The following is an 18,303-nucleotide window of genomic DNA, read 5'->3' as shown; positions in this document are numbered from 1 at the left end:
GGACGGGCGGTCGTACGGCTCAGTGGCCGGTCTCGCCGCCGTTGTCCCGGCGGTCGAGGGCGCGCTGGAGGGCTGCGGCGGCCTGGGCGCGGTCGGTCTCGTTCGTACGGGAGGTGTGGCGGACTCGGCGGCGGACGGTCGTCTCGGCCATGGGAAATCGACTCCTTCGACAGAGCTGGGGCACGGCAGCGATGAGCTGTGAGACGCCGGAAGGGGCGGAGAGCGGGCGCCGCAGGGGTTGCCTGCACAGGGCGCGGCTCACGACCGCCATTCGCTGATGAAGCGAGTCGTTCGGCTCATCCCAAGCTAAGGGACCGGCCCGCGCCTGTCTGCATCATTACTCGGACTTCCTACTATCTGAGACGGCGTGTCGGCTCACCGGGCGCTGACCTGGGCGTTCACCGTCCCGGGCGGAGGGCGCGCACCTCGCGCACGAGCGCCCGCACGGCCGAGGTTGCGGCCAGCTCGGGGGTCGTCACATAGCCGACCGCGCGGTACGGGCGCTCGGGTCCGAGGTCGGTGACCGCCACGGAGGAGGGCACGGCGGTGAGCGAGAGCGCGGGCATGACGGCCATGCCGAGCCCGCTCGCCACCATCGACAGCACGGCCCCGTCGTCCTCGGCGCGGACGGTCGCGGCCGGTATCCAGTCCTGGGCGGCCCACCAGTCGCGCGTGTACGAGCCGCAGTTCTCGGTCCAGTCGACCAGGGGCAGGGTGCGCGGGGCGGGGTGTCCGGCCGGGTGCACCAGGGAGTACGGCTCGCGCAGCAGCACGTCCCCGACCAGGGTGCCGGGCGGGCGGGCGCCGTCGCCGAAGGTGGCGATGCCGAGGTCGGCCCGCCCGGCGGCGACCTCGCCCGCGGTACCGGCGTCCACTTCCCGTACGACGCTCACGCTCACCTCGATGCCGGGGTGCCGCGCGGCCAGCCGTTCCAGGGCGGGCGGCAGCAGATGCAGGGCCGCGCTGCGGAAGGCGGCCACGCGCAGCGGACCGGACGCCTCGCCCGTGTCCGCGCCCCGGGCGTCGGCGGCCAGCGCCTGGAGCATCCGCAGCACGCGCCGCGCGTGGGCGGTGGCCCGCTCCCCGGCGGGGGTGGGCCGGGCGCCGAACCGGCCGCGCTCGAAGAGGACGGCGCCCAGCTTGCCCTCGATGCCGCGCACGGCGTGCGAGACGGCCGACTGGGTCGTGCCGAGCCGGACGGCGGCGGCGGAGAACCCGCCCTCCTCGGCCACGGCGACCAGGGTCCGCAGCTCCTGCGGAGCGAGATCGGTTGTCGTCACGTCGGGTCTCCCACCTGGGGTCATGAGCGCGGCTCATGGATCGCCGCGTCCGCATGAGCCCAACCCCCTGCCCGGCTCCGCCATTCCCCGCCTACGGTCCCGGCCATGACCGAGACCGCGCTCACCGTGCAGCAGACCGCCCGCCCGAACGGCTTCCCGACCGCCGCCCACTTCCGCTTCACGGAGTCCCCCGTGCCCGAACCGGCGCCCGGTACGGCCCTGGTGGAGAACCTGTGGTGGTCGGTGGACCCGTACCACCGCGAGATGATGGACGGCGACTTCGCGCTGAACGCCCCGCTGGAGGGCCGTACCCTCGGCCGGGTCGTCGCCTCCCGCGATCCCCAACTCCCCGAGGGGGAGGTCGTGTTCCACCGGCACGGCTGGCGCACCCATGCCGTGGTCCGCCCCGACGAGGTCCGCCGTCTCCCCCACCACCCGGGCGTGCCGCTGTCGGCGTATCTGAGCGTGCTCGGCGGGACCGGCCTGACCGCGTACGTGGCCCTCACCCGGATCGCTCAACTCCGCCCCGGCGACGACGTGTTCGTCTCCGGCGCGGCGGGCGGTGTCGGCACGGCGGCCGGCCGCTTCGCCCGACTCCTCGGCGCGGGCCGCCTGATCGGCAGCGCGGGTTCACCGGAGAAGGTCAAGTACCTGACGGAGCGGGTCGGTTACGACGCCGCCTTCGACTATCACGACGGCCCGGTCGCCGCTCTCCTCGCCGAGGCCGCCCCGGACGGCATCGACCTCTTCGTGGACAACGTCGGCGGCGACCACCTCGGCGCGGCGATCGGCGCGCTGCGCGAGCGGGGGCGCGTGGTGCGGGTCGGCACGATCAGCCAGTACAACACCCCGGCCGCACCCCCGGTCGTCTTCGACCACGCCGACGTGGTGGAGAAGAGCCTGCGCATCGAGGGCTTCCTGGTGAGCGCTCACCGCGACGCGCAGGAGGAGCTGTACGACTTCGCCGTACCGCGGCTGCTGGCCGGTGAACTGTCCCTGGACGAGACGGTGGTGGACGGCTTCGACCGGATCGTGGAGGCGTTCCTGCTGATGCTGCGCGGGGGCAACACGGGGAAGATCCTGGTGCGCAAGGGGTGAGGCGCGTCCGCTCACCCGAGGACGAACGGCAACCGCTCGGCCAGAGCGCCGAGTTGGACCCGCTCCCCCGCCGTCGGGACGCGGCGCCCCGTACTGAGCAGCAGCGCGTCCGTGTCGGACATCCCGGTGGGGAACGGCTCTCCCGCGATCCGCTCCAGGAGGGCGCGGGAGACGGACAGGGTCTCGGCGGGCGGGCGCGGCGCGTCCGGGAGGTGGGCGATCAGGTCCAGATGGTGGAGGGTCCACTCCAGGACGTACGCCGAGAGGTAGTCGGCGGTGGTGAGCACCTGGTCCTGGGTGGCGACCCGCGTCATGGGGTCCGCCAGCCGCGCCGCGCGGCCCGCCGCCGAGCCCACGTCGTCCAGGTGGAACCTCAGCAGGGCGGGGTCCTCGTACGCCGCCGCCAGCCGGACGGTCAGCGCGTCCAGGGGGTCGTCGCCGGTGGGCGGGGTGGGGGTGACGGTCCAGTAGGTCGCCGCGTCCCGGGTCGGGGGCGTGTCGGCGGGGGTCACCAGGGTGATCAGGACGTCCTGGGCGTCGATGACCAGGTGGCAGACCAGGTCGCGGACGAGCCAGCCCGCGCAGCCGGAGGGGCGGGCGAAGTCCGGGTCCGGGAGGGCGGCCACCGTCTCGCGCAGCGCCGTCCAGGAGAGGGAGAAGGGGTCCATGGCGCGGACGCTAGCAGCGGCCGGAGGACACGGGCGGGGCACGGGAACGGCCCGGGAGGTCCCGACTCGTGGTCGGGGCCTCCCGGGCCGGTTCACGGGGAGCGTCAGCCCATGTGCGGGTAGCCGTACTCGGTCGGCGGGACCAGCGTCTCCTTGATGGCGCGGGTCAGCGTCCAGCGCATCAGGTTCTGCGGGGCGCCCGCCTTGTCGTCGGTGCCGGAGGCACGGCCGCCGCCGAAGGGCTGCTGGCCGACGACGGCACCGGTGGACTTGTCGTTGATGTAGAAGTTGCCCGCCGCGTAGCGGAGCTTCTCCATCGTGTACGCCGCAGCCGCGCGGTCGTTGGCGATGACCGAGCCGGTCAGGGCGTAGTCCGACACCGACTCCATCTGGGTCAGCATCTCGTCGTACTTCTCGTCGTCGTAGACGTACACGCCGAGGATCGGGCCGAAGTACTCGGTGCGGAAGACCTCGTTCTCCGGGTCGGTGCACTCGATGACGGTCGGGCGGACGAAGTAGCCCACCGCGTCGTCGTAGGAGCCGCCCGCGACGATCGTGCAGGTGGGGTCCTCGGCGGCGCGGTCGATGGCGGCCTTGTTCTTGGCGAAGGAGCGCTCGTCGATGACCGCGCCGATGAAGTTCGACAGGTCGGTGACGTCGCCCATGGTCAGGCCGTCGACCTCGGCCGCGAACTCCTCCTTGAAGCCGGAGTTCCAGAGGGAGGCCGGGATGTAGGCGCGGGAGGTGGCCGAGCACTTCTGGCCCTGGTACTCGAAGGCACCACGGGTCAGGGCGGTCTTCAGCACGGCGCGGTCGGCGCTCGGGTGCGCGACCACGAAGTCCTTGCCGCCGGTCTCGCCGACCAGGCGCGGGTAGGCGCGGTACTTCTCGATGTTGTTGCCGACCGTCTTCCACAGGTACTGGAAGGTCTTGGTCGAGCCGGTGAAGTGGATGCCCGCGAGGTCGCGGTGGGCCAGGACGACCTCGGAGACCGCGATGCCGTCGCCGGTGACCAGGTTGATGACGCCCTTGGGCAGCCCGGCCTCCTCGAGGAGCTTCATCAGCAGCACGGCGGCGTGGGTCTGGGTCGGGGACGGCTTCCAGACCACCACGTTGCCCATGAGGGCGGGCGCGGTGGGCAGGTTGGCGGCGATGGCCGAGAAGTTGAACGGCGTGATCGCGTAGACGAAGCCCTCCAGCGGGCGGTGGTCCATGCGGTTCCACACGCCCGGGGAGTTGGCCGGGGGCTGCTCGGCCAGGATCTGGCGGGCGTAGTGCACGTTGAAGCGCCAGAAGTCGACCAGCTCGCAGGGGCTGTCGATCTCGGCCTGCTGGGCGGTCTTGGACTGGCCGAGCATGGTGGAGGCGGCGATGGTCTCGCGCCAGGGGCCCGCCAGCAGCTCGGCGGCGCGCAGGATGATCGCGGCGCGGTCGTCGAAGGACATCGCGCGCCAGGCCGGGGCGGCGGCCAGGGCGGCGTCGACGGCGTCCTGTGCGTCCTCGCGGGTGGCGTTGCGCAGGGTGCCGAGGACGGCCTTGTGGTGGTGCGGCTGGACGACCTGGAACGGCTCGCCGCCGCCCATCCGCTTCTCGCCGCCGATGGTCATCGGCAGGTCGACCGGGTTCTCGGCCAGCTCCTTGAGCTTGGCCTCGAGGCGGGCGCGCTCGGGGCTGCCGGGGGCGTAGCCGTGCACCGGCTCGTTGACGGGGGCGGGGACCTGGGTCACAGCGTCCATGAGATCCGTAACTCCTTGATGTGAGCGGGTCGTGGGGGGCTCGGCCGAGCGGGGGTGGTGGGGGTTCAGCCCGTGCTGACCATGCTTCGCAGGAAGAAGCGCAGGTTCGCCGGCTTCTCCGCCAGGCGCCGCATGAAGTAGCCGTACCAGTCGGTGCCGTAGGCGGTGTAGACACGCATCCGGTGGCCCTCGGCGGCGAGCCGCAGGTGCTCCTCGCTCCGGATGCCGTAGAGCATCTGGAACTCGTACTCGTCGAGCTTACGACCGGCGCGGTGGGCCAGTTCCTGCGCGATGGCGATGAGGCGCGGGTCGTGCGAGCCGATCATCGGGTAGCCGTCGCCCTCCATGAGGGTCCGCAGGACGCGCACGTACGCCTTGTCGATCTCGTGCTTCTGCTGGTAGGCGACCTCGGCGGGCTCCTTGTAGGCGCCCTTGACCAGGCGCACCCGGCTGCCCGCGGCGGCCAGGCGGCGGGCGTCGGCCTCGGTGCGGAAGAGGTAGGCCTGGATGACGCAGCCGGTCTGCGGGAAGTCCTTCCGCAGCTCCTCGTGGATGGCGAACATCGAGTCGAGGGTGGTGTGGTCCTCGGCGTCCAGCGTGACCGTGGTGCCGATGGCGGCGGCGGCCTCGACGACCGGGCGCACGTTGGCGAGGGCCAGCTCGTGGCCGCCCTCCAGCGCCTGGCCGAACATGGAGAGCTTGACCGACATCTCGACCCGCTCACCCAGCTCCAGGTCCTTGAGGTGGTCGACCAGCGCGAGGTAGGCGTCGCGGGCGGCGGCGGCCTGCTCGGGGGTGGTGATGTCCTCGCCGACGACGTCCATCGTCAGCTGGAGGCCCCGGCCGGTCAGGTCCTCGATGATCGGGACGATGTCGTCCACGCTCTCGCCGGGGATGAAGCGGTCCACGACCTGCTTCGTCACGGGCGCCGCCGTGACGAGACGGCGCATCCGGTCGCTGCGCGACGCGGCGAGAATCACAGGACCCAGCACGGGGCACCTCCAGCAGCACAAGCACCAAGCCGGCCGTCGCCCGACGATGCGGCTACGGCGCGGAGAACCACCGTGAAACTTAAGGATCTCTCCGATCGTCGGCCATCGACAGCTGTCACGCATCCGTTCCCCTGATCTCAGACAGATGTATGAAGGGCTCTCGGATATGCGGCAGAATGCCCGGGTGGCGGCGGATACCGGATCGTTTCACCGAGGCGACTACCAGGAGCTGGTGGACGAGATCTCGGAGTTGCTGGACGCCCCGGCGACCCTGGAGAGCCGGGACTTCGAGCTGATCGCCTTCGGGGCGTACGACAGCGAGGGCGACCTCGATCCCACGGCCCTGGACCCGGTGCGCGCCCGCTCGATCCTGACCCGGCGCTCGACGGCGGCGGTGCGGGCGTGGTTCGAGGGCTTCGGCATCACCCGCGCGACGGCCCCCGTGCGCATCCCGCCCACTCCGGAGGCCGGGGTGTACCGGGGAAGGATCTGTCTTCCGGTACGCCATCGGGGTGTCGTCCTCGGCTATGTCTGGCTGCTGGACTACGACCCGGGCCCCACCGACGCGCAGCTCGCCGCCGCCATGCAGGTGACCGGCCGGATCGGCGCGCTGCTCGCGGACGAGGCGCGGGCCGGGGCGGGGCTCGGCCGGGAGCTGCGGGCAGTGCTGACCGCCGAGGAGGGCTGGCAGCGGGACATGGCGGTGACCGAGCTGCGCACGGCGCTCGGTCCGCGCGCGGACGGCCCGCACACCGTGGTCTGCGTGGCCCCCTGGCCCTCGGCCGACCCCGACGACGCCCCCTCGGTGCGTACGGTCCCGCACGCGACCGCGCTGTGCACGGTGCCGTGGGGCGCGACCGGGCAGAGCCTCGCGGTGCTGGTGCGGCTGCGCAGTACGGATGTGACGGCCCCGGCGCTGACGGCGGCGGCCCGGCTGGTGCAGGAGGCGGCGGGCGGGGGCCCGTCCGGCGCCCGGGTCGGGGTGGGCGTGGGCGATCCCCGGACCGGGATCGCGGAGCTGGGAGCCGTCTGGCGGGAGGCGTCGGCGGCGGCGCGGGCGGCGCTGGCCGAGCCGAGGTTCGGGCCGGTCGCGCAGTGGCGCGGGATCGGGCCGTACCGGCTGCTGACCGCGCTGCCGCCGAGCGCGGTCCAGGACCCGGTGGCGCTGCCCCTCCTCTCCCCGGCCCAGCTGGAGCTGGCCCGCACCGCGGAGGTCTATCTCGACTGCGCGGGCCAGGCGGGCCGGGCCGCCGCCGAGCTGGGCATCCACCGCCAGACGCTGTACTACCGGCTGTCCCGGGTGGAGCGGCTGACCGGGCTCGACCTGGACGACGGCGAGGACCGGCTGCTGCTGCACATGGCGCTGAAGCGGGCGCGGCTGGGCTGAGGTCAGCCCTCTGCGGCGGCCTCGATGATCTGGCGCAGCCCCTCGGTGAGCACGTCCGCGTCCGGGGCGGTCTTCGGGTCGAAGGCCCACTGGCCGATGAGGCCGGTCATCAGGGTCAGATAGAAGCGGCCGAGGGTGTCGGCGGTCTCGTCGCCGACCTCCTCCTCCGGGACGCCCATGAGGAGGGCGACCAGACCGCGACCGCCCTCCTGCTGCTCGCGGGCCAGGTACTCGCGCACTTCGGGCAGTTCGACGGTCATGACCTCCATGCCGAGCCGGAAGACCGAACCGGGCTCCCGCATCGAGGCGACGATGTTCGACCACACCCAGCGGAAGCGCTCCAGCGAGCCGGGGGCGCCCTCGGGCTCGGCCCCGCCGAAGGTGTCCCCCGCGTCGTCCACCAGCGCCACGTACGCCCGTGCCAGCAGGGCGTCCTTCGAGCCGTAGTGGTAGCCGATGGAGGCCAGGTTGGTGCCGGACTCCTTCACGATGTCGCGCGCCGTGGTCCGGGCGAACCCCTTGGCCAGCAGGCAGCGCTTGGCGCCTTCGAGCAGATCCTCACGGTGTCCCATGCCGGTCAGCGTACCCGGAGCCATACAAGCGTCCTAGACGGATGGCTTACACAAGCGTTCTAGACAAGCGTTTAAGACGCGCGTACATTCCTCGGCATGGTGAATCCGACGAGCACCACCCCGACTCCCGCCCACGGCAAGCCCGTTCGCGCCGGACGCCGCGAATGGACCGCGCTGGGCGTGCTGATGCTGCCGCTGCTGCTGGTCTCGATGGACGTCTCGGTGCTGTACTTCGCGACCCCCGCGATCAGCGCCGACCTCCGTCCGAGCGGCACCCAGCAGCTGTGGATCTTCGACATCTACGGCTTCGTCCTGGCCGGGCTGCTGATGACGATGGGCGCGCTCGGGGACCGCTTCGGCAGCCGTCGGCTGCTGCTCGCGGGGGCCGCCGCCTTCGGCGCCGCCTCCGTCCTCGCCGCCTACGCCGACAGCGCGGCGACCCTGATCGCGGCCCGCGCGGTGCTGGGGGTCGGCGGCGCGACCCTGATGCCGTCGACCATGGCGCTGCTGCGCACGATGTTCACCGACCCCGCCGAGCGGGCGAAGGCGATCGGACTGTGGTCCGGCGTCATGACCGGCGGCATCGCGCTGGGCTCGGTGATGAGCGGGGTCCTGGTCGAGCACTTCTGGTGGGGCTCGGTCTTCCTGGTCAACCTGCCCGCGATGCTGCTGCTCCTGGTGCTCGGCCCGCTCCTGCTCCCCGAGTCCCGCAAGACGGTCTCCGGCCGCTTCGACTGGCCGAGCGTGCCGCTGTCGCTGGCCGCCGTCCTGCCCGTGGTCTACGGCCTCAAGGAGATCCCCTCCGAGGGCTGGCACCCGCTGTACGTGGTCTCGGTGACGGTGGGTCTGCTCTTCGCCGCGCTCTTCGTCCACCGCCAGCGCACCGCCGCCGCGCCGCTGGTGCCGCTCACGCTGCTGCGGCGGCGGGGCTTCACCCCGGCGCTGGTGCTGACGCTGGTGTCGGCCTTCGGGATGCTGGGCTCGGCCATCTACACCACGCAGTACATCCAGTCGGTGCTGGGCAAGAGCCCGCTGTCGGCCGCGCTGTGGAGCCTCGTGCCCTCGGTGCTCATCGGGGTGGCGGGTCCGGTGACCGCAGCGCTCGTGGCACGGGGTGCGGACCGGGGCCGGGTGGTCGCCGCCGGGTTCGCGGTCTCCGCCGCCGGATACGTCCTGCTCTCGCTCGTCGGCACCGACTCGCTGTGGCCGGCCCTGGCCGGGGCCGGGGTGCTGGCGTCGGGCGCGGTGATGGTGATGTCGCAGCTGACCGACCTCGCGATGGGCACCGCCCCGGCGGAGCGGGCGGGTACGGCGTCCTCGCTGCTGGAGACGGCCACGGAGCTGGGCGGGGCGCTCGGGATGGCGTTCCTGGGCTCGGTCGGCGCCGCCGTCTACCGGCACGGGATGCCGTCGGACGCCCCTGACGCGGCCCGCGAGACCCTGGGCGGCGCGCTGGCCACCGCGGCCCGGCTGCCGGGGCGTACCGGCGAGGCGCTGCTGGCCTCGGCGCGCGAGGCGTTCACGAACGGGATGCAGGCGGCGGCGATCGCCGGGGCGGTGGTGCTGGGGCTCGCCGCGCTCGGGGCGGCGCTGACGCTGCGCGGGCTGGACACGGAGCGGGCGGACACCGAGCGGGCGGAAGGCGATCGGCTCGACACGGAGCGGGCCGACACCAAGCAGCTCGATCCCCGGTAGGGGCAGACGCCGGAGCGCCGGGCGGACCGACTGTCGGTCCGCCCGGCGCTCCCGTACGGCGTGCCCGGAGGGGGTTCGCTCAGACCAGGTTCACCGACCGGGCGGACGTCGCCCCGATCTCCTCGGCCAGCTCGGTCAGCGTGGCCGGGGAGACCGTGTCGTCCACGGTCAGCACGGCCAGCGCCTCGCCGCCCGCCGCCGCGCGGGCGACCTGCATACCGGCGATGTTGACGCCCGCCTCGCCGAGGACCCGGCCGACGGTGCCGACGACACCGGGACGGTCCTCGTAGCGCAGGACGACCATGTGCTCGGCCAGCGCGAGGTCGACGTCGTACTCCCCGACGGCGACGATCTTCTGGACGTGCTTGGGACCGGCCAGCGTGCCGGAGACCGAGACCTCCTCGCCGCCCGCGAGGGTGCCGCGCACGGTGACCACGTTGCGGTGGTCGGCGGACTCGGAGCTGGTGGTCAGGCGGACCTCGACCCCGCGCTCCTGCGCGAACAGCGGCGCGTTGACGTAGGAGACCGTCTCGTCCACCACGTCCTCGAACACGCCCTTGAGCGCGGAGAGTTCGAGCACCTTCACATCATGCTGGGTGATCTCGCCGTAGACCTCGACGTCGAGGCGGACCGCGACCTCGCCCGCAAGGGCGGTGAAGATGCGGCCCAGGCGCTCGGCGAGCGGCAGACCGGGCTTGACGTCCTCGGCGATGACACCGCCCTGGACGTTGACCGCGTCCGGGACCAGCTCACCGGCGAGCGCGAGGCGCACCGAGCGGGCCACCGCGATGCCCGCCTTCTCCTGGGCCTCGTCGGTGGAGGCGCCCAGGTGCGGGGTGCAGACGACCTGGTCCAGCTCGAAGAGCGGGGAGTCGGTGCACGGTTCCTTCGTGTACACGTCGAGACCGGCGCCCGCGACGCGGCCCTCCTTGAGCGCCGCGTACAGCGCGGCCTCGTCCACGATGCCGCCGCGCGCGGCGTTGACGATGCGCACGCTCGGCTTGACCTTGCGCAGCGCCTCGTCGCCGATGAGGCCCAGGGTCTCGGGGGTCTTCGGCAGGTGGACGGTGATGAAGTCGGAGACCTCGAGGAGTTCGTCCAGCGACAGCACCTTGACGCCCATCTGCGCGGCCCGCGCGGGCTGCACATAGGGGTCGTAGGCGACGACCTTCATGCCGAAGGCGGACATGCGCTGGGCGACCAGGGCGCCGATGCGGCCGAGGCCGACGACGCCGAGGGTCTTCTCGGCCAGCTCGACGCCGGTGTACTTGCTGCGCTTCCACTCGCCGTTCTTCAGCGCGGTGTTCGCCTGCGGGATGTTGCGCGCGCTGGCGAGGAGAAGACCGCAGGCCAGCTCGGCGGCGGTGACGATGTTCGAGGTGGGGGCGTTGACGACCATCACGCCGGCCTTGGTGGCGGCGGAGACGTCGACGTTGTCCAGGCCGACGCCGGCTCGTGCGACGACCTTCAGCTTCTTGGCGGCGGCGATCGCCTCGGCGTCGACCTTCGTGGCGGAGCGGATCAGGATCGCGTCCACGTCGGCGATGGCGGGGAGCAGTTCGGCCCGGTCGGCTCCGTTGCAGTGCCGGATCTCGAAGTCCGGTCCGAGTGCGTCGACGGTCGCGGGCGACAGCTCTTCAGCGATGAGTACGACGGGTTTCGAGCTCACGTGAGTCCTCACAAGTCCAATGCGGACGGCCGTCCCGACGGCCGCTGGCGGAGGGTTGCTAGCCGCGTGGAAGACGCACGACACTGTGGGCCTGACGCGTATGTAGTGCTGCAGTGTAGTGGCGCGACGGCCGCCCGACTGTGCCGCTGCGGAAGGATCACCCGGACGGGAAGCGCCGGTTTGTACGGGCCCGGGCGCGGCCGTGCTCCCCGGTCACCGGAGAGCACGGCCGCGGGGCACGGGGCTCACGCCTCTTCGTCGACCCAGCTCATCAGCTTGCGCAGCTGCTTGCCGGTGGTCTCCAGCAGGTGCTCGGAGTCCTGCTTCTTGTACTCGTCGTACTTCTTCAGGCCGCCGTGGTACTCGTCCATCCAGTTCTTGGCGAAGGTGCCGTCCTGGATCTCGGCGAGGACCTGCTTCATCTCGGCCTTGGTGGCGTCGGTGATGATGCGCGGGCCGGTGACGTAGTCGCCCCACTCGGCGGTCTCGGAGATGGACCAGCGCATCTTCTCCAGGCCGCCCTCGTACATGAGGTCGACGATCAGCTTCAGCTCGTGCAGGCACTCGAAGTAGGCGATCTCCGGCTGGTAGCCCGCCTCGGTCAGGGTCTCGAAGCCCGCCTTGACCAGCGCGGCGGTGCCGCCGCACAGCACGGCCTGCTCGCCGAAGAGGTCGGTCTCGGTCTCCTCGGTGAAGGTCGTCTTGATGACACCGGCGCGGGTGCCGCCGATGGCCTTGGCGTACGACAGGGCCAGCGCGAAGCCCTCGCCGGAGGCGTCCTGCTCGACCGCGACGATGCAGGGCACGCCGCGCCCCTCCTCGTACTGGCGGCGGACCAGGTGGCCCGGGCCCTTGGGGGCGACCATGCAGACGTCGACGCCCGCCGGGGGCTTGATGAAGCCGAAGCGGATGTTGAAGCCATGGCCGAAGAACAGCGCGTCGCCGTCCTTCAGGTGCGGGGCGATGGACTCCTCGTAGACCTGGGCCTGGATCGGGTCCGGGACCAGGATCATGATGACGTCGGCCTCCTCGGCGGCCTCGGCCGGGGTGACCACGCGCAGGCCCTGCTCCTCGGCCTTGGCGCGGGACTTGGAGGTCTCGGGCAGGCCGACGCGGACGTCGACGCCCGAGTCCCGCAGCGACAGGGCGTGGGCGTGGCCCTGGCTGCCGTAGCCGATGACCGCGACCTTGCGGCCCTGGATGATGGACAGGTCTGCGTCGTCGTCGTAGAACAGCTCGGCCACTGGTTCTCTCCTTGATGTGCGGTGTGCGTCCCACCGTATTGCGGCGGGGTGACGGAAGGTCTGAGGGTCTCGGCATCCGGTCGCCGCGCCGGTTCGGCGGCGACCGGGCCGGGGGTCACGCCGAGCGGTCGAGGGCGCGCAGCGAGCGGTCGGTGATGGAGCGGGCGCCGCGTCCGATGGCGATCGTGCCGGACTGGACCAGCTCCTTGATGCCGAAGGGTTCCAGCATCTTGAGCATGGCGGACAGCTTCTCGCCCGAGCCGGTGGCCTCGATGGTGACGGCCTCCGGGGAGACGTCGACGGTCTTGGCGCGGAAGAGCTGGACGATCTCGACGATCTGGGAGCGGGTCTCGTTGTCGGCGCGGACCTTCACCAGGACGAGTTCGCGCTGGACGGCCTGACCGGGCTCCAGCTCCACGATCTTGAGCACGTTGACGAGCTTGTTGAGCTGCTTGGTGACCTGTTCGAGGGGCAGGTCCTCGACACCGACCACGATGGTGATGCGGGAGATGTCGGGGTGCTCGGTGACGCCCACCGCGAGCGAGTCGATGTTGAAGCCGCGGCGGGAGAAGAGGGCGGCGATGCGGGCGAGGATGCCCGGGGTGTTCTCCACCAGGACGGAGAGCGTGTGCTTGGACATGGTCGTTTTACGTCTCTCTCGCTCAGTCGTCCGCGCCGTCGCCGAAGTCGGGGCGGACGTCACGGGCGGCCATGATCTCGTCGTTGGTGGTGCCGGCGGCGACCATCGGCCACACCATGGCGTCCTCGTGGACGATGAAGTCGACGACCACGGGGCGGTCGTTGATGGCGTTGGCCTCCTCGATGACCTTGTCCAGGTCCTCGGGGCGCTCGCAGCGCAGGCCCACGCAGCCCATGGCCTCCGACAGCTTCACGAAGTCCGGCACCCGGGTGCCCCGGGCCTCGGGGTTGACGTCGTCCGGTCCCGAGTGCAGGACGGTGTTGGAGTAGCGCTGGTTGTAGAACAGGGTCTGCCACTGGCGGACCATGCCGAGGGCGCCGTTGTTGATGATGGCGACCTTGATCGGGATGTTGTTCAGGGCGCAGGTGGTCAGTTCCTGGTTGGTCATCTGGAAGCAGCCGTCGCCGTCGATGGCCCAGACCGTGTGGCCGGGCTGTCCGGCCTTGGCGCCCATGGCGGCCGGGACCGCGTAGCCCATGGTTCCGGCGCCGCCGGAGTTGAGCCAGGTCGCGGGCCGCTCGTACTGGATGAAGTGGGCGGCCCACATCTGGTGCTGGCCGACGCCCGCCGCGAAGATCGTGTCGTCGGGGGCGAGCTGTCCGATGCGCTCGATGACGGCCTGCGGGGAGAGCGAGCCGTCCTCGGGGCGCTCGTAACCCAGCGGGTAGGTCTCGCGCCAGCGGGTCAGATCGCGCCACCAGGCGGTGTAGTCGCCCTGGTGGCCCTCGCTGTGCTCCTTCTGCACGGCCTGCACCAGGTCGGCCAGGACCTCGCGGGCGTCGCCCACGATCGGCACGTCGGCCTCGCGGTTCTTGCCGATCTCGGCCGGGTCGATGTCGGCGTGCACGATCTTGGCGTACGGCGCGAAGCCGTCGAGCTTGCCGGTGACGCGGTCGTCGAAGCGGGCGCCGAGGGCGACGATCAGGTCAGCCTTCTGCAGCGCGGTGACGGCGGTGACCGAACCGTGCATGCCCGGCATCCCCACGTGCAGCGGGTGGCTGTCGGGGAACGCGCCGAGCGCCATCAGGGTGGTGGTGACGGGCGCGCCGGTGAGTTCGGCGAGGACCTTCAGCTCGGCGGTGGCGTGCGCCTTGAGGACACCGCCGCCGACGTAGAGGACGGGCCGCTTGGCGGCGGTGATCAGCTTGGCGGCCTCGCGGATCTGCTTGGCGTGCGGCTTGGTCACCGGGCGGTAGCCGGGCAGGTCGGTGACCGGCGGCCAGGAGAAGGTCGTCCGCGTCTGCAGGATGTCCTTCGGGATGTCGACCAGGACCGGGCCGGGGCGGCCGGTGGAGGCGATGTGGAACGCCTCCGCGATCACCCGGGGGATGTCCTCGGCCTTGGTGACCAGGAAGCTGTGCTTGGTGATCGGCATGGTGATGCCGACGATGTCCGCCTCCTGGAAGGCGTCCGTGCCGATCGCCTTGGAGACGACCTGGCCGGTGATCGCGACCAGCGGCACCGAGTCCATGTTCGCGTCCGCGATCGGGGTGACCAGGTTGGTGGCGCCGGGCCCCGAAGTCGCCATGCAGACGCCGACCTTGCCGGTGGCCTGCGCGTAGCCGGTGGCCGCGTGCCCCGCTCCCTGCTCGTGGCGGACCAGCACATGGCGCACCCGCTTGGAGTCCATCAGCGGGTCGTACGCGGGAAGGATCGTGCCCCCGGGAATGCCGAATACGGTGTCGACCCCGACCTCCTCCAGCGAGCGCACGAGCGACTGGGCGCCCGTCACGTGCTCGACAGGGGCGACGTGCTGCCCTCCGGATCGGGGCCGCGGCTGCGGATGGTGGGCCCCGGTGGCCTGCTCGGTCATCGGCATTCTCTTCTCGATGCTGAGGGTTTTTGCGAGGTTTGAGCGGAGCTGGAGCGCCGCACGAAGGTCGCTCGTGCAACAAAAAACCCCTCGTGCCGGGAGGGCAAGCGAGGGGAGCGCGTCGGTGAGAGGCGCTGGGGTTTCCGGATCGTCCTCCGGTCGTCCCAGCTCAGCCGACGCGCTGTCCAAGTACGAGAATTCGGGTGCGCATGGCACTGACCCTCCCCCCGGCGCGCACCTACTGTCAAGTGGGTGGGACAGCCGTCTCATTATGTGAGCGCAGCGTGGTGGTGCCGCCGATCACCGTGGACATGCCCCCGGAGTACACCCCGGCGCCCCCACCTGCGGCGGCGCCCGCACTCGCCCCCGCGCCCTTGCCCGCGAGGACGGGCTCGCCCGGGGCGTGCGGCACCGGGTAGCGCCCGGCGGCGAGCGCGCGGCGCAGCCGGTACTCGTCCACCGGCCCGGCGAACGCCATGCCCTGGCCGTGGGTGCAGCCCATCGCGCGCAGGGCGACGACCTGTTCGGGCAGGTCCACGCCCTCGGCCACGGACTGGAGACCGAGGTCGCCCGCGATCTTCAGCAGCCCACTGGTGATCTTGTGCAGCCGCGCGGACTCCACGACCCCCTCGACCAGGCCGCGGTCGAGCTTGAGGATGTCCACCGGGAGCCTGCGCAGCGCGGTGAAGGCCGCGCAGCCGCCGCCGAAGCCGTCCAGCGCGATCCGTACCCCGAGCCTGCTGAGGGCGGTCAGCCGCCGCTCCAGCTCGTCCAGGGAGAGCCGCGGGTCGGTGTCGGAGAGTTCGACCACGAGCGCCCCGGGCGGCAGGCCGTGCCGGGTCAGCAGCGCCTCGATCGAGCCGAGCGGCAGCGAGCGGTCCAGGAGCCGCCGGGCGCTCATCCGGACCGCGACCGGGACGACCAGTCCCCCGGCGGCCCGCTCGGCGGCCTGCTCCACGGCCTCGCGGAGTATCCAGCGCTCCAGCTCGGCCGTCTTGTCGCCATCGTCCGCGACCCGCAGGAACTCGGCGGGGGTGAACAGCACGCCCTGGGAGGAGCGCCAGCGCGCGTGGGTGGCGACGGACGCGATCCGGCCGTTCTCCAGACAGACCACGGGCTGGTGCAGCAGCGCGAACTCGCCGTCGTGCAGCGCGGCCCGCAGCCGTCCGGCCAGCTCGGCCTTGCGGACGACGTCCTGCTGCATCTGCGGCCGGTACAGCTCGACGCGGCCCTTGCCCGCCGCCTTGGCGCGGTACATCGCCAGGTCCGCGTTGCGCAGCAGCTCGCCCGCGCCGAGTCCGGGCTCGGCGAAGGCGACGCCGATGGAGGCGTTGACCCGGACATCGTTGCCGTCGATGGCGTAGGGCTGGGAGAGGGTCGCCCTGAGGCGGTCGGCCAGCTCCAGGATGTTCCGCTCGCGCGCGGTGCGGTCGCGGGTGCCGTCGCCGGTGATCAGGGCGGCGAACTCGTCGCCGCCGAGCCGGGAGGCGGTGTCCGACTGGCGTACCGCCTCATGGAGTCTGCGGGCGGCCTGGACGAGGAGCTGGTCCCCGGCCTGGTGCCCGATGGTGTCGTTGACGGCCTTGAACCCGTCCAGGTCGATGAAGAGCACGGCGGTGCCGCGCAGGGCGGCACCCCGGTCGCTGGCCCGGCGCCCGGACAGGGCCTGCTGGACGCGTCTGGTGAACAGGGCCCGGTTGGGCAGGTCGGTGAGCGGGTCGTGCTCGGCGTTGTGCTGCAACTGGGCCTGGAGCCGGACGCGTTCGGTCACGTCGCGGCTGTTGAAGATCAGGCCGCCGTGGTGCCGGTTGACGGTGGACTCGACGTTGAGCCAGCCTCCGGCGCCGGAGCGGAAGCGGCACTCGATGCGGGTGGTGGGTTCGTCCGGCGGGCTGGCGGCGAGGAAGCGGCGCACCTCGTGCAGGACGCAGCCCAGGTCCTCGGGGTGGATGAGCTTGGCCAGCTCGGTGCCGACCAGTTCCTCGGCGGGGCGGCCGTAGACCCCGGCGGCGGCCGGGGAGACGTACCGCAGGATGCCGCTCGGGGCGGCGATCATGATGACGTCGCTGGAGCCCTGCACCAGGGAGCGGAAGTGGTTCTCCTTGTGGGCCAGTTCCTGGGCGAGGGTGATGTTGTCCAGGAGCATGATGCCCTGGCGGACGACCAGCGCGAGGACCACCGCCCCGGCCGTGATCAGCACGACATGGTCGGGCCTGCGGCCGTTGAGCACGTTGTACAGGATGCCGAGCGTGCACACGGCGGCGGCGAGGTACGGCGTCAGGGCGGCGAGCGAGCCGGTGATCGGGCGGCCCGCCGGGTACCTGACCTGTTCAGTGTCCGGTGCGGGCGGGCACCCGGAGCCCCCGGTGCGCGGCCCGGGTACGCGCTCGCGGGCGGCGCGGGGCTGCCCGTCGGGGCCGTGCGCGTGCTGCTTCGGGGCGGCCCAGGGGGCGTACGCGAGCAGCAGGGAACCGGCGAACCAGCCCGCGTCGAGCAGCTGCCCCGAGCGGTAGTGGCTGTGCAGCAGCGGCGAGGTGAACAGCGCGTCGCACATCACCGTGAGGGCGAGGGCGCCGATCGCGGTGTTCACCGCCGTGCGGTTGCCCGGGCTGCGCCGGAAGTGCAGCGCGAGCACCATGCTGACCAGGGCGATGTCGAGCAGCGGGTACGCCAGTGAGAGCGCGGTGTGCGCGACGCTCGGGCCGTCGAAGCGGGCGGCCTGGGCGAGGGCGAGGCTCCACGACAGGGTGAGCAGCGAGCCGCCGATGAGCCAGGCGTCCAGGGTGAGACAGATCCAGCCCGCCCGGTTGAGCGGGCGTTTGGCCAGGACCAGCAGGCCCACGATGGCGGGCGGCGCGAAGCAGAGGAAGAACAGGTCCGCGTAGCTCGGGCTGGGCACGTCACGGCCGAGGACGACCTCGTACCACCCCCAGACCGCGTTGCCGAGGGCGGCCATCGCGGAGGAGAGCGCGAAGAGCAGCCAGGCGGGGCGGAAGCGCACCCCGGGGCTGCGGGCGTAGAGGAAGCAGGAGACCGCGGCGGTGCCCGCGGCGGCGGCAAGCCCGAAGTCGCCCATGAACAGCGCGACTTCCTTGCTGCCCCAGTCCAGCGCGGCCCCGATGCCGTACGCCCCGCAGATCAGGGCGAGGACGAGCTGCTGGGCCAGGCGGGAGCCCTCGGCGGCGGGCGGCGGGCCCGGCTTCGGGGCCGGGGGCGGCTGCGGCGCGCGCAGCGCCCCGTCGAGCGCGGTCGGCGTGAGCGAGGGGGGCGCGTTCACCGGGGCCTCCCGGTCCGTGCCGGTCCCCGGTCGGCGGGGGGACGGTGGACGGGCCTCCTGCGGGCGCCCGGCCTGTGGTGCGGGCCGGTCCGTGAGCTGTGGTGCGAGCCGTGGTGCCTGTGATGGCTCGTGTGATGGCCGCGACCGCGCGCGGTCGTGCGCCAGGGTCGCC

The 18,303-nt window shown here is 72.2% G+C and carries 14 protein-coding genes; 3 read left to right on the top strand and 11 right to left on the bottom strand.

Annotated features, from left to right (window positions below; all coding sequences use genetic code 11):
- Positions 1–19: 19 nt before the first annotated feature.
- Both B079_RS36275 and B079_RS0105015 read right to left on the bottom strand, forming a co-directional pair.
- Positions 20–151 carry a hypothetical protein gene (locus tag B079_RS36275; protein ID WP_018544689.1) on the bottom strand — a complete coding sequence of 44 codons (132 nt, stop codon included), beginning with the start codon at positions 149–151 and terminating at the stop codon, positions 20–22.
- A gap of 247 nt (positions 152–398) precedes the next feature.
- Entirely contained in the window at positions 399–1,280 is an 882-nt protein-coding gene (locus B079_RS0105015) for a LysR family transcriptional regulator (protein ID WP_018544688.1), read from the bottom strand.
- A gap of 105 nt (positions 1,281–1,385) precedes the next feature.
- Between B079_RS0105015 and B079_RS0105010 the strand changes: the two genes are divergently transcribed.
- A complete protein-coding gene (locus B079_RS0105010) occupies positions 1,386–2,378 on the top strand; it encodes an NADP-dependent oxidoreductase (protein ID WP_018544687.1) in 993 nt (330 codons plus the stop codon).
- Between the two features lie 11 nt (positions 2,379–2,389).
- Here the strand turns inward: B079_RS0105010 and B079_RS0105005 are convergent, their stop codons facing one another.
- The 3 genes from B079_RS0105005 to B079_RS0104995 all read right to left on the bottom strand — a co-directional run bounded on the left by B079_RS0105005 (position 2,390) and on the right by B079_RS0104995 (position 5,774).
- Positions 2,390–3,046: a maleylpyruvate isomerase N-terminal domain-containing protein gene (locus B079_RS0105005; protein ID WP_018544686.1), complete on the bottom strand. Its 657-nt coding sequence runs from the start codon at positions 3,044–3,046 to the stop codon at positions 2,390–2,392.
- Between the two features lie 104 nt (positions 3,047–3,150).
- On the bottom strand, positions 3,151–4,782 hold the full coding sequence (pruA, locus tag B079_RS0105000) for an L-glutamate gamma-semialdehyde dehydrogenase (RefSeq protein ID WP_018544685.1): 1,632 nt from the start codon (positions 4,780–4,782) through the stop codon (positions 3,151–3,153).
- 65 nt (positions 4,783–4,847) lie between these two features.
- Positions 4,848–5,774 carry a proline dehydrogenase family protein gene (locus B079_RS0104995; protein ID WP_018544684.1) on the bottom strand — a complete coding sequence of 309 codons (927 nt, stop codon included), beginning with the start codon at positions 5,772–5,774 and terminating at the stop codon, positions 4,848–4,850.
- 166 nt (positions 5,775–5,940) lie between these two features.
- Here B079_RS0104995 and B079_RS0104990 point away from each other — a divergent pair, with 166 nt between their 5' ends.
- Positions 5,941–7,161, top strand: a complete 1,221-nt coding sequence (locus tag B079_RS0104990; RefSeq protein ID WP_051094952.1) for a PucR family transcriptional regulator — start codon at positions 5,941–5,943, stop codon at positions 7,159–7,161.
- Positions 7,162–7,163: 2 nt separating this feature from the next.
- Here the strand turns inward: B079_RS0104990 and B079_RS0104985 are convergent, their stop codons facing one another.
- On the bottom strand, positions 7,164–7,733 hold the full coding sequence (locus tag B079_RS0104985; RefSeq protein ID WP_026248367.1) for a TetR/AcrR family transcriptional regulator: 570 nt from the start codon (positions 7,731–7,733) through the stop codon (positions 7,164–7,166).
- A gap of 96 nt (positions 7,734–7,829) precedes the next feature.
- Here B079_RS0104985 and B079_RS31355 point away from each other — a divergent pair, with 96 nt between their 5' ends.
- Positions 7,830–9,428 carry an MFS transporter gene (locus tag B079_RS31355; protein WP_051094950.1) on the top strand — a complete coding sequence of 533 codons (1,599 nt, stop codon included), beginning with the start codon at positions 7,830–7,832 and terminating at the stop codon, positions 9,426–9,428.
- Between the two features lie 79 nt (positions 9,429–9,507).
- On the opposite strand, the gene serA is transcribed toward B079_RS31355, so the two are convergent.
- The 5 genes from serA to B079_RS0104955 form a co-directional block, all read right to left on the bottom strand.
- Positions 9,508–11,097: a phosphoglycerate dehydrogenase gene (serA, locus tag B079_RS0104975; RefSeq protein ID WP_018544680.1), complete on the bottom strand. Its 1,590-nt coding sequence runs from the start codon at positions 11,095–11,097 to the stop codon at positions 9,508–9,510.
- A 245-nt stretch (positions 11,098–11,342) separates the two neighbouring features.
- On the bottom strand, positions 11,343–12,341 hold the full coding sequence (ilvC, locus tag B079_RS0104970) for a ketol-acid reductoisomerase (RefSeq protein WP_018544679.1): 999 nt from the start codon (positions 12,339–12,341) through the stop codon (positions 11,343–11,345).
- 115 nt (positions 12,342–12,456) lie between these two features.
- Complete coding sequence (gene ilvN, locus B079_RS0104965) at positions 12,457–12,981, bottom strand: acetolactate synthase small subunit (protein WP_018544678.1); 525 nt, start codon at positions 12,979–12,981, stop codon at positions 12,457–12,459.
- A gap of 22 nt (positions 12,982–13,003) precedes the next feature.
- Positions 13,004–14,854: an acetolactate synthase large subunit gene (locus B079_RS0104960; RefSeq protein ID WP_018544677.1), complete on the bottom strand. Its 1,851-nt coding sequence runs from the start codon at positions 14,852–14,854 to the stop codon at positions 13,004–13,006.
- 244 nt (positions 14,855–15,098) lie between these two features.
- Positions 15,099–18,131: a putative bifunctional diguanylate cyclase/phosphodiesterase gene (locus B079_RS0104955; protein ID WP_018544676.1), complete on the bottom strand. Its 3,033-nt coding sequence runs from the start codon at positions 18,129–18,131 to the stop codon at positions 15,099–15,101.
- Positions 18,132–18,303 lie beyond the last annotated feature (172 nt).

Source organism: Streptomyces sp. LaPpAH-108 (assembly GCF_000373625.1).
Lineage (GTDB): Bacteria > Actinomycetota > Actinomycetes > Streptomycetales > Streptomycetaceae > Streptomyces.
The sequence above is the reverse complement of the archived record's forward strand: the minus strand, read 5'-3'. Positions and strand labels throughout refer to the sequence as shown.

Bases quoted from the DNA above. Each gene is read 5' to 3' on its own strand.
- B079_RS0104985 (WP_026248367.1), bottom strand. From the start codon at position 7,733: ATGGGACACCGTGAGGATCTGCTCGAAGGCGCCAAGCGCTGCCTGCTG.
- B079_RS36275 (WP_018544689.1), bottom strand. From the start codon at position 151: ATGGCCGAGACGACCGTCCGCCGCCGAGTCCGCCACACCTCCCGTACG.
- B079_RS0105005 (WP_018544686.1), bottom strand. From the start codon at position 3,046: ATGGACCCCTTCTCCCTCTCCTGGACGGCGCTGCGCGAGACGGTGGCC.
- B079_RS0104990 (WP_051094952.1), top strand. From the start codon at position 5,941: ATGCGGCAGAATGCCCGGGTGGCGGCGGATACCGGATCGTTTCACCGA.
- ilvN (WP_018544678.1), bottom strand. From the start codon at position 12,981: ATGTCCAAGCACACGCTCTCCGTCCTGGTGGAGAACACCCCGGGCATC.
- pruA (WP_018544685.1), bottom strand. From the start codon at position 4,782: ATGGACGCTGTGACCCAGGTCCCCGCCCCCGTCAACGAGCCGGTGCAC.
- B079_RS31355 (WP_051094950.1), top strand. From the start codon at position 7,830: ATGGTGAATCCGACGAGCACCACCCCGACTCCCGCCCACGGCAAGCCC.
- B079_RS0105010 (WP_018544687.1), top strand. From the start codon at position 1,386: ATGACCGAGACCGCGCTCACCGTGCAGCAGACCGCCCGCCCGAACGGC.
- B079_RS0104960 (WP_018544677.1), bottom strand. From the start codon at position 14,854: ATGACCGAGCAGGCCACCGGGGCCCACCATCCGCAGCCGCGGCCCCGA.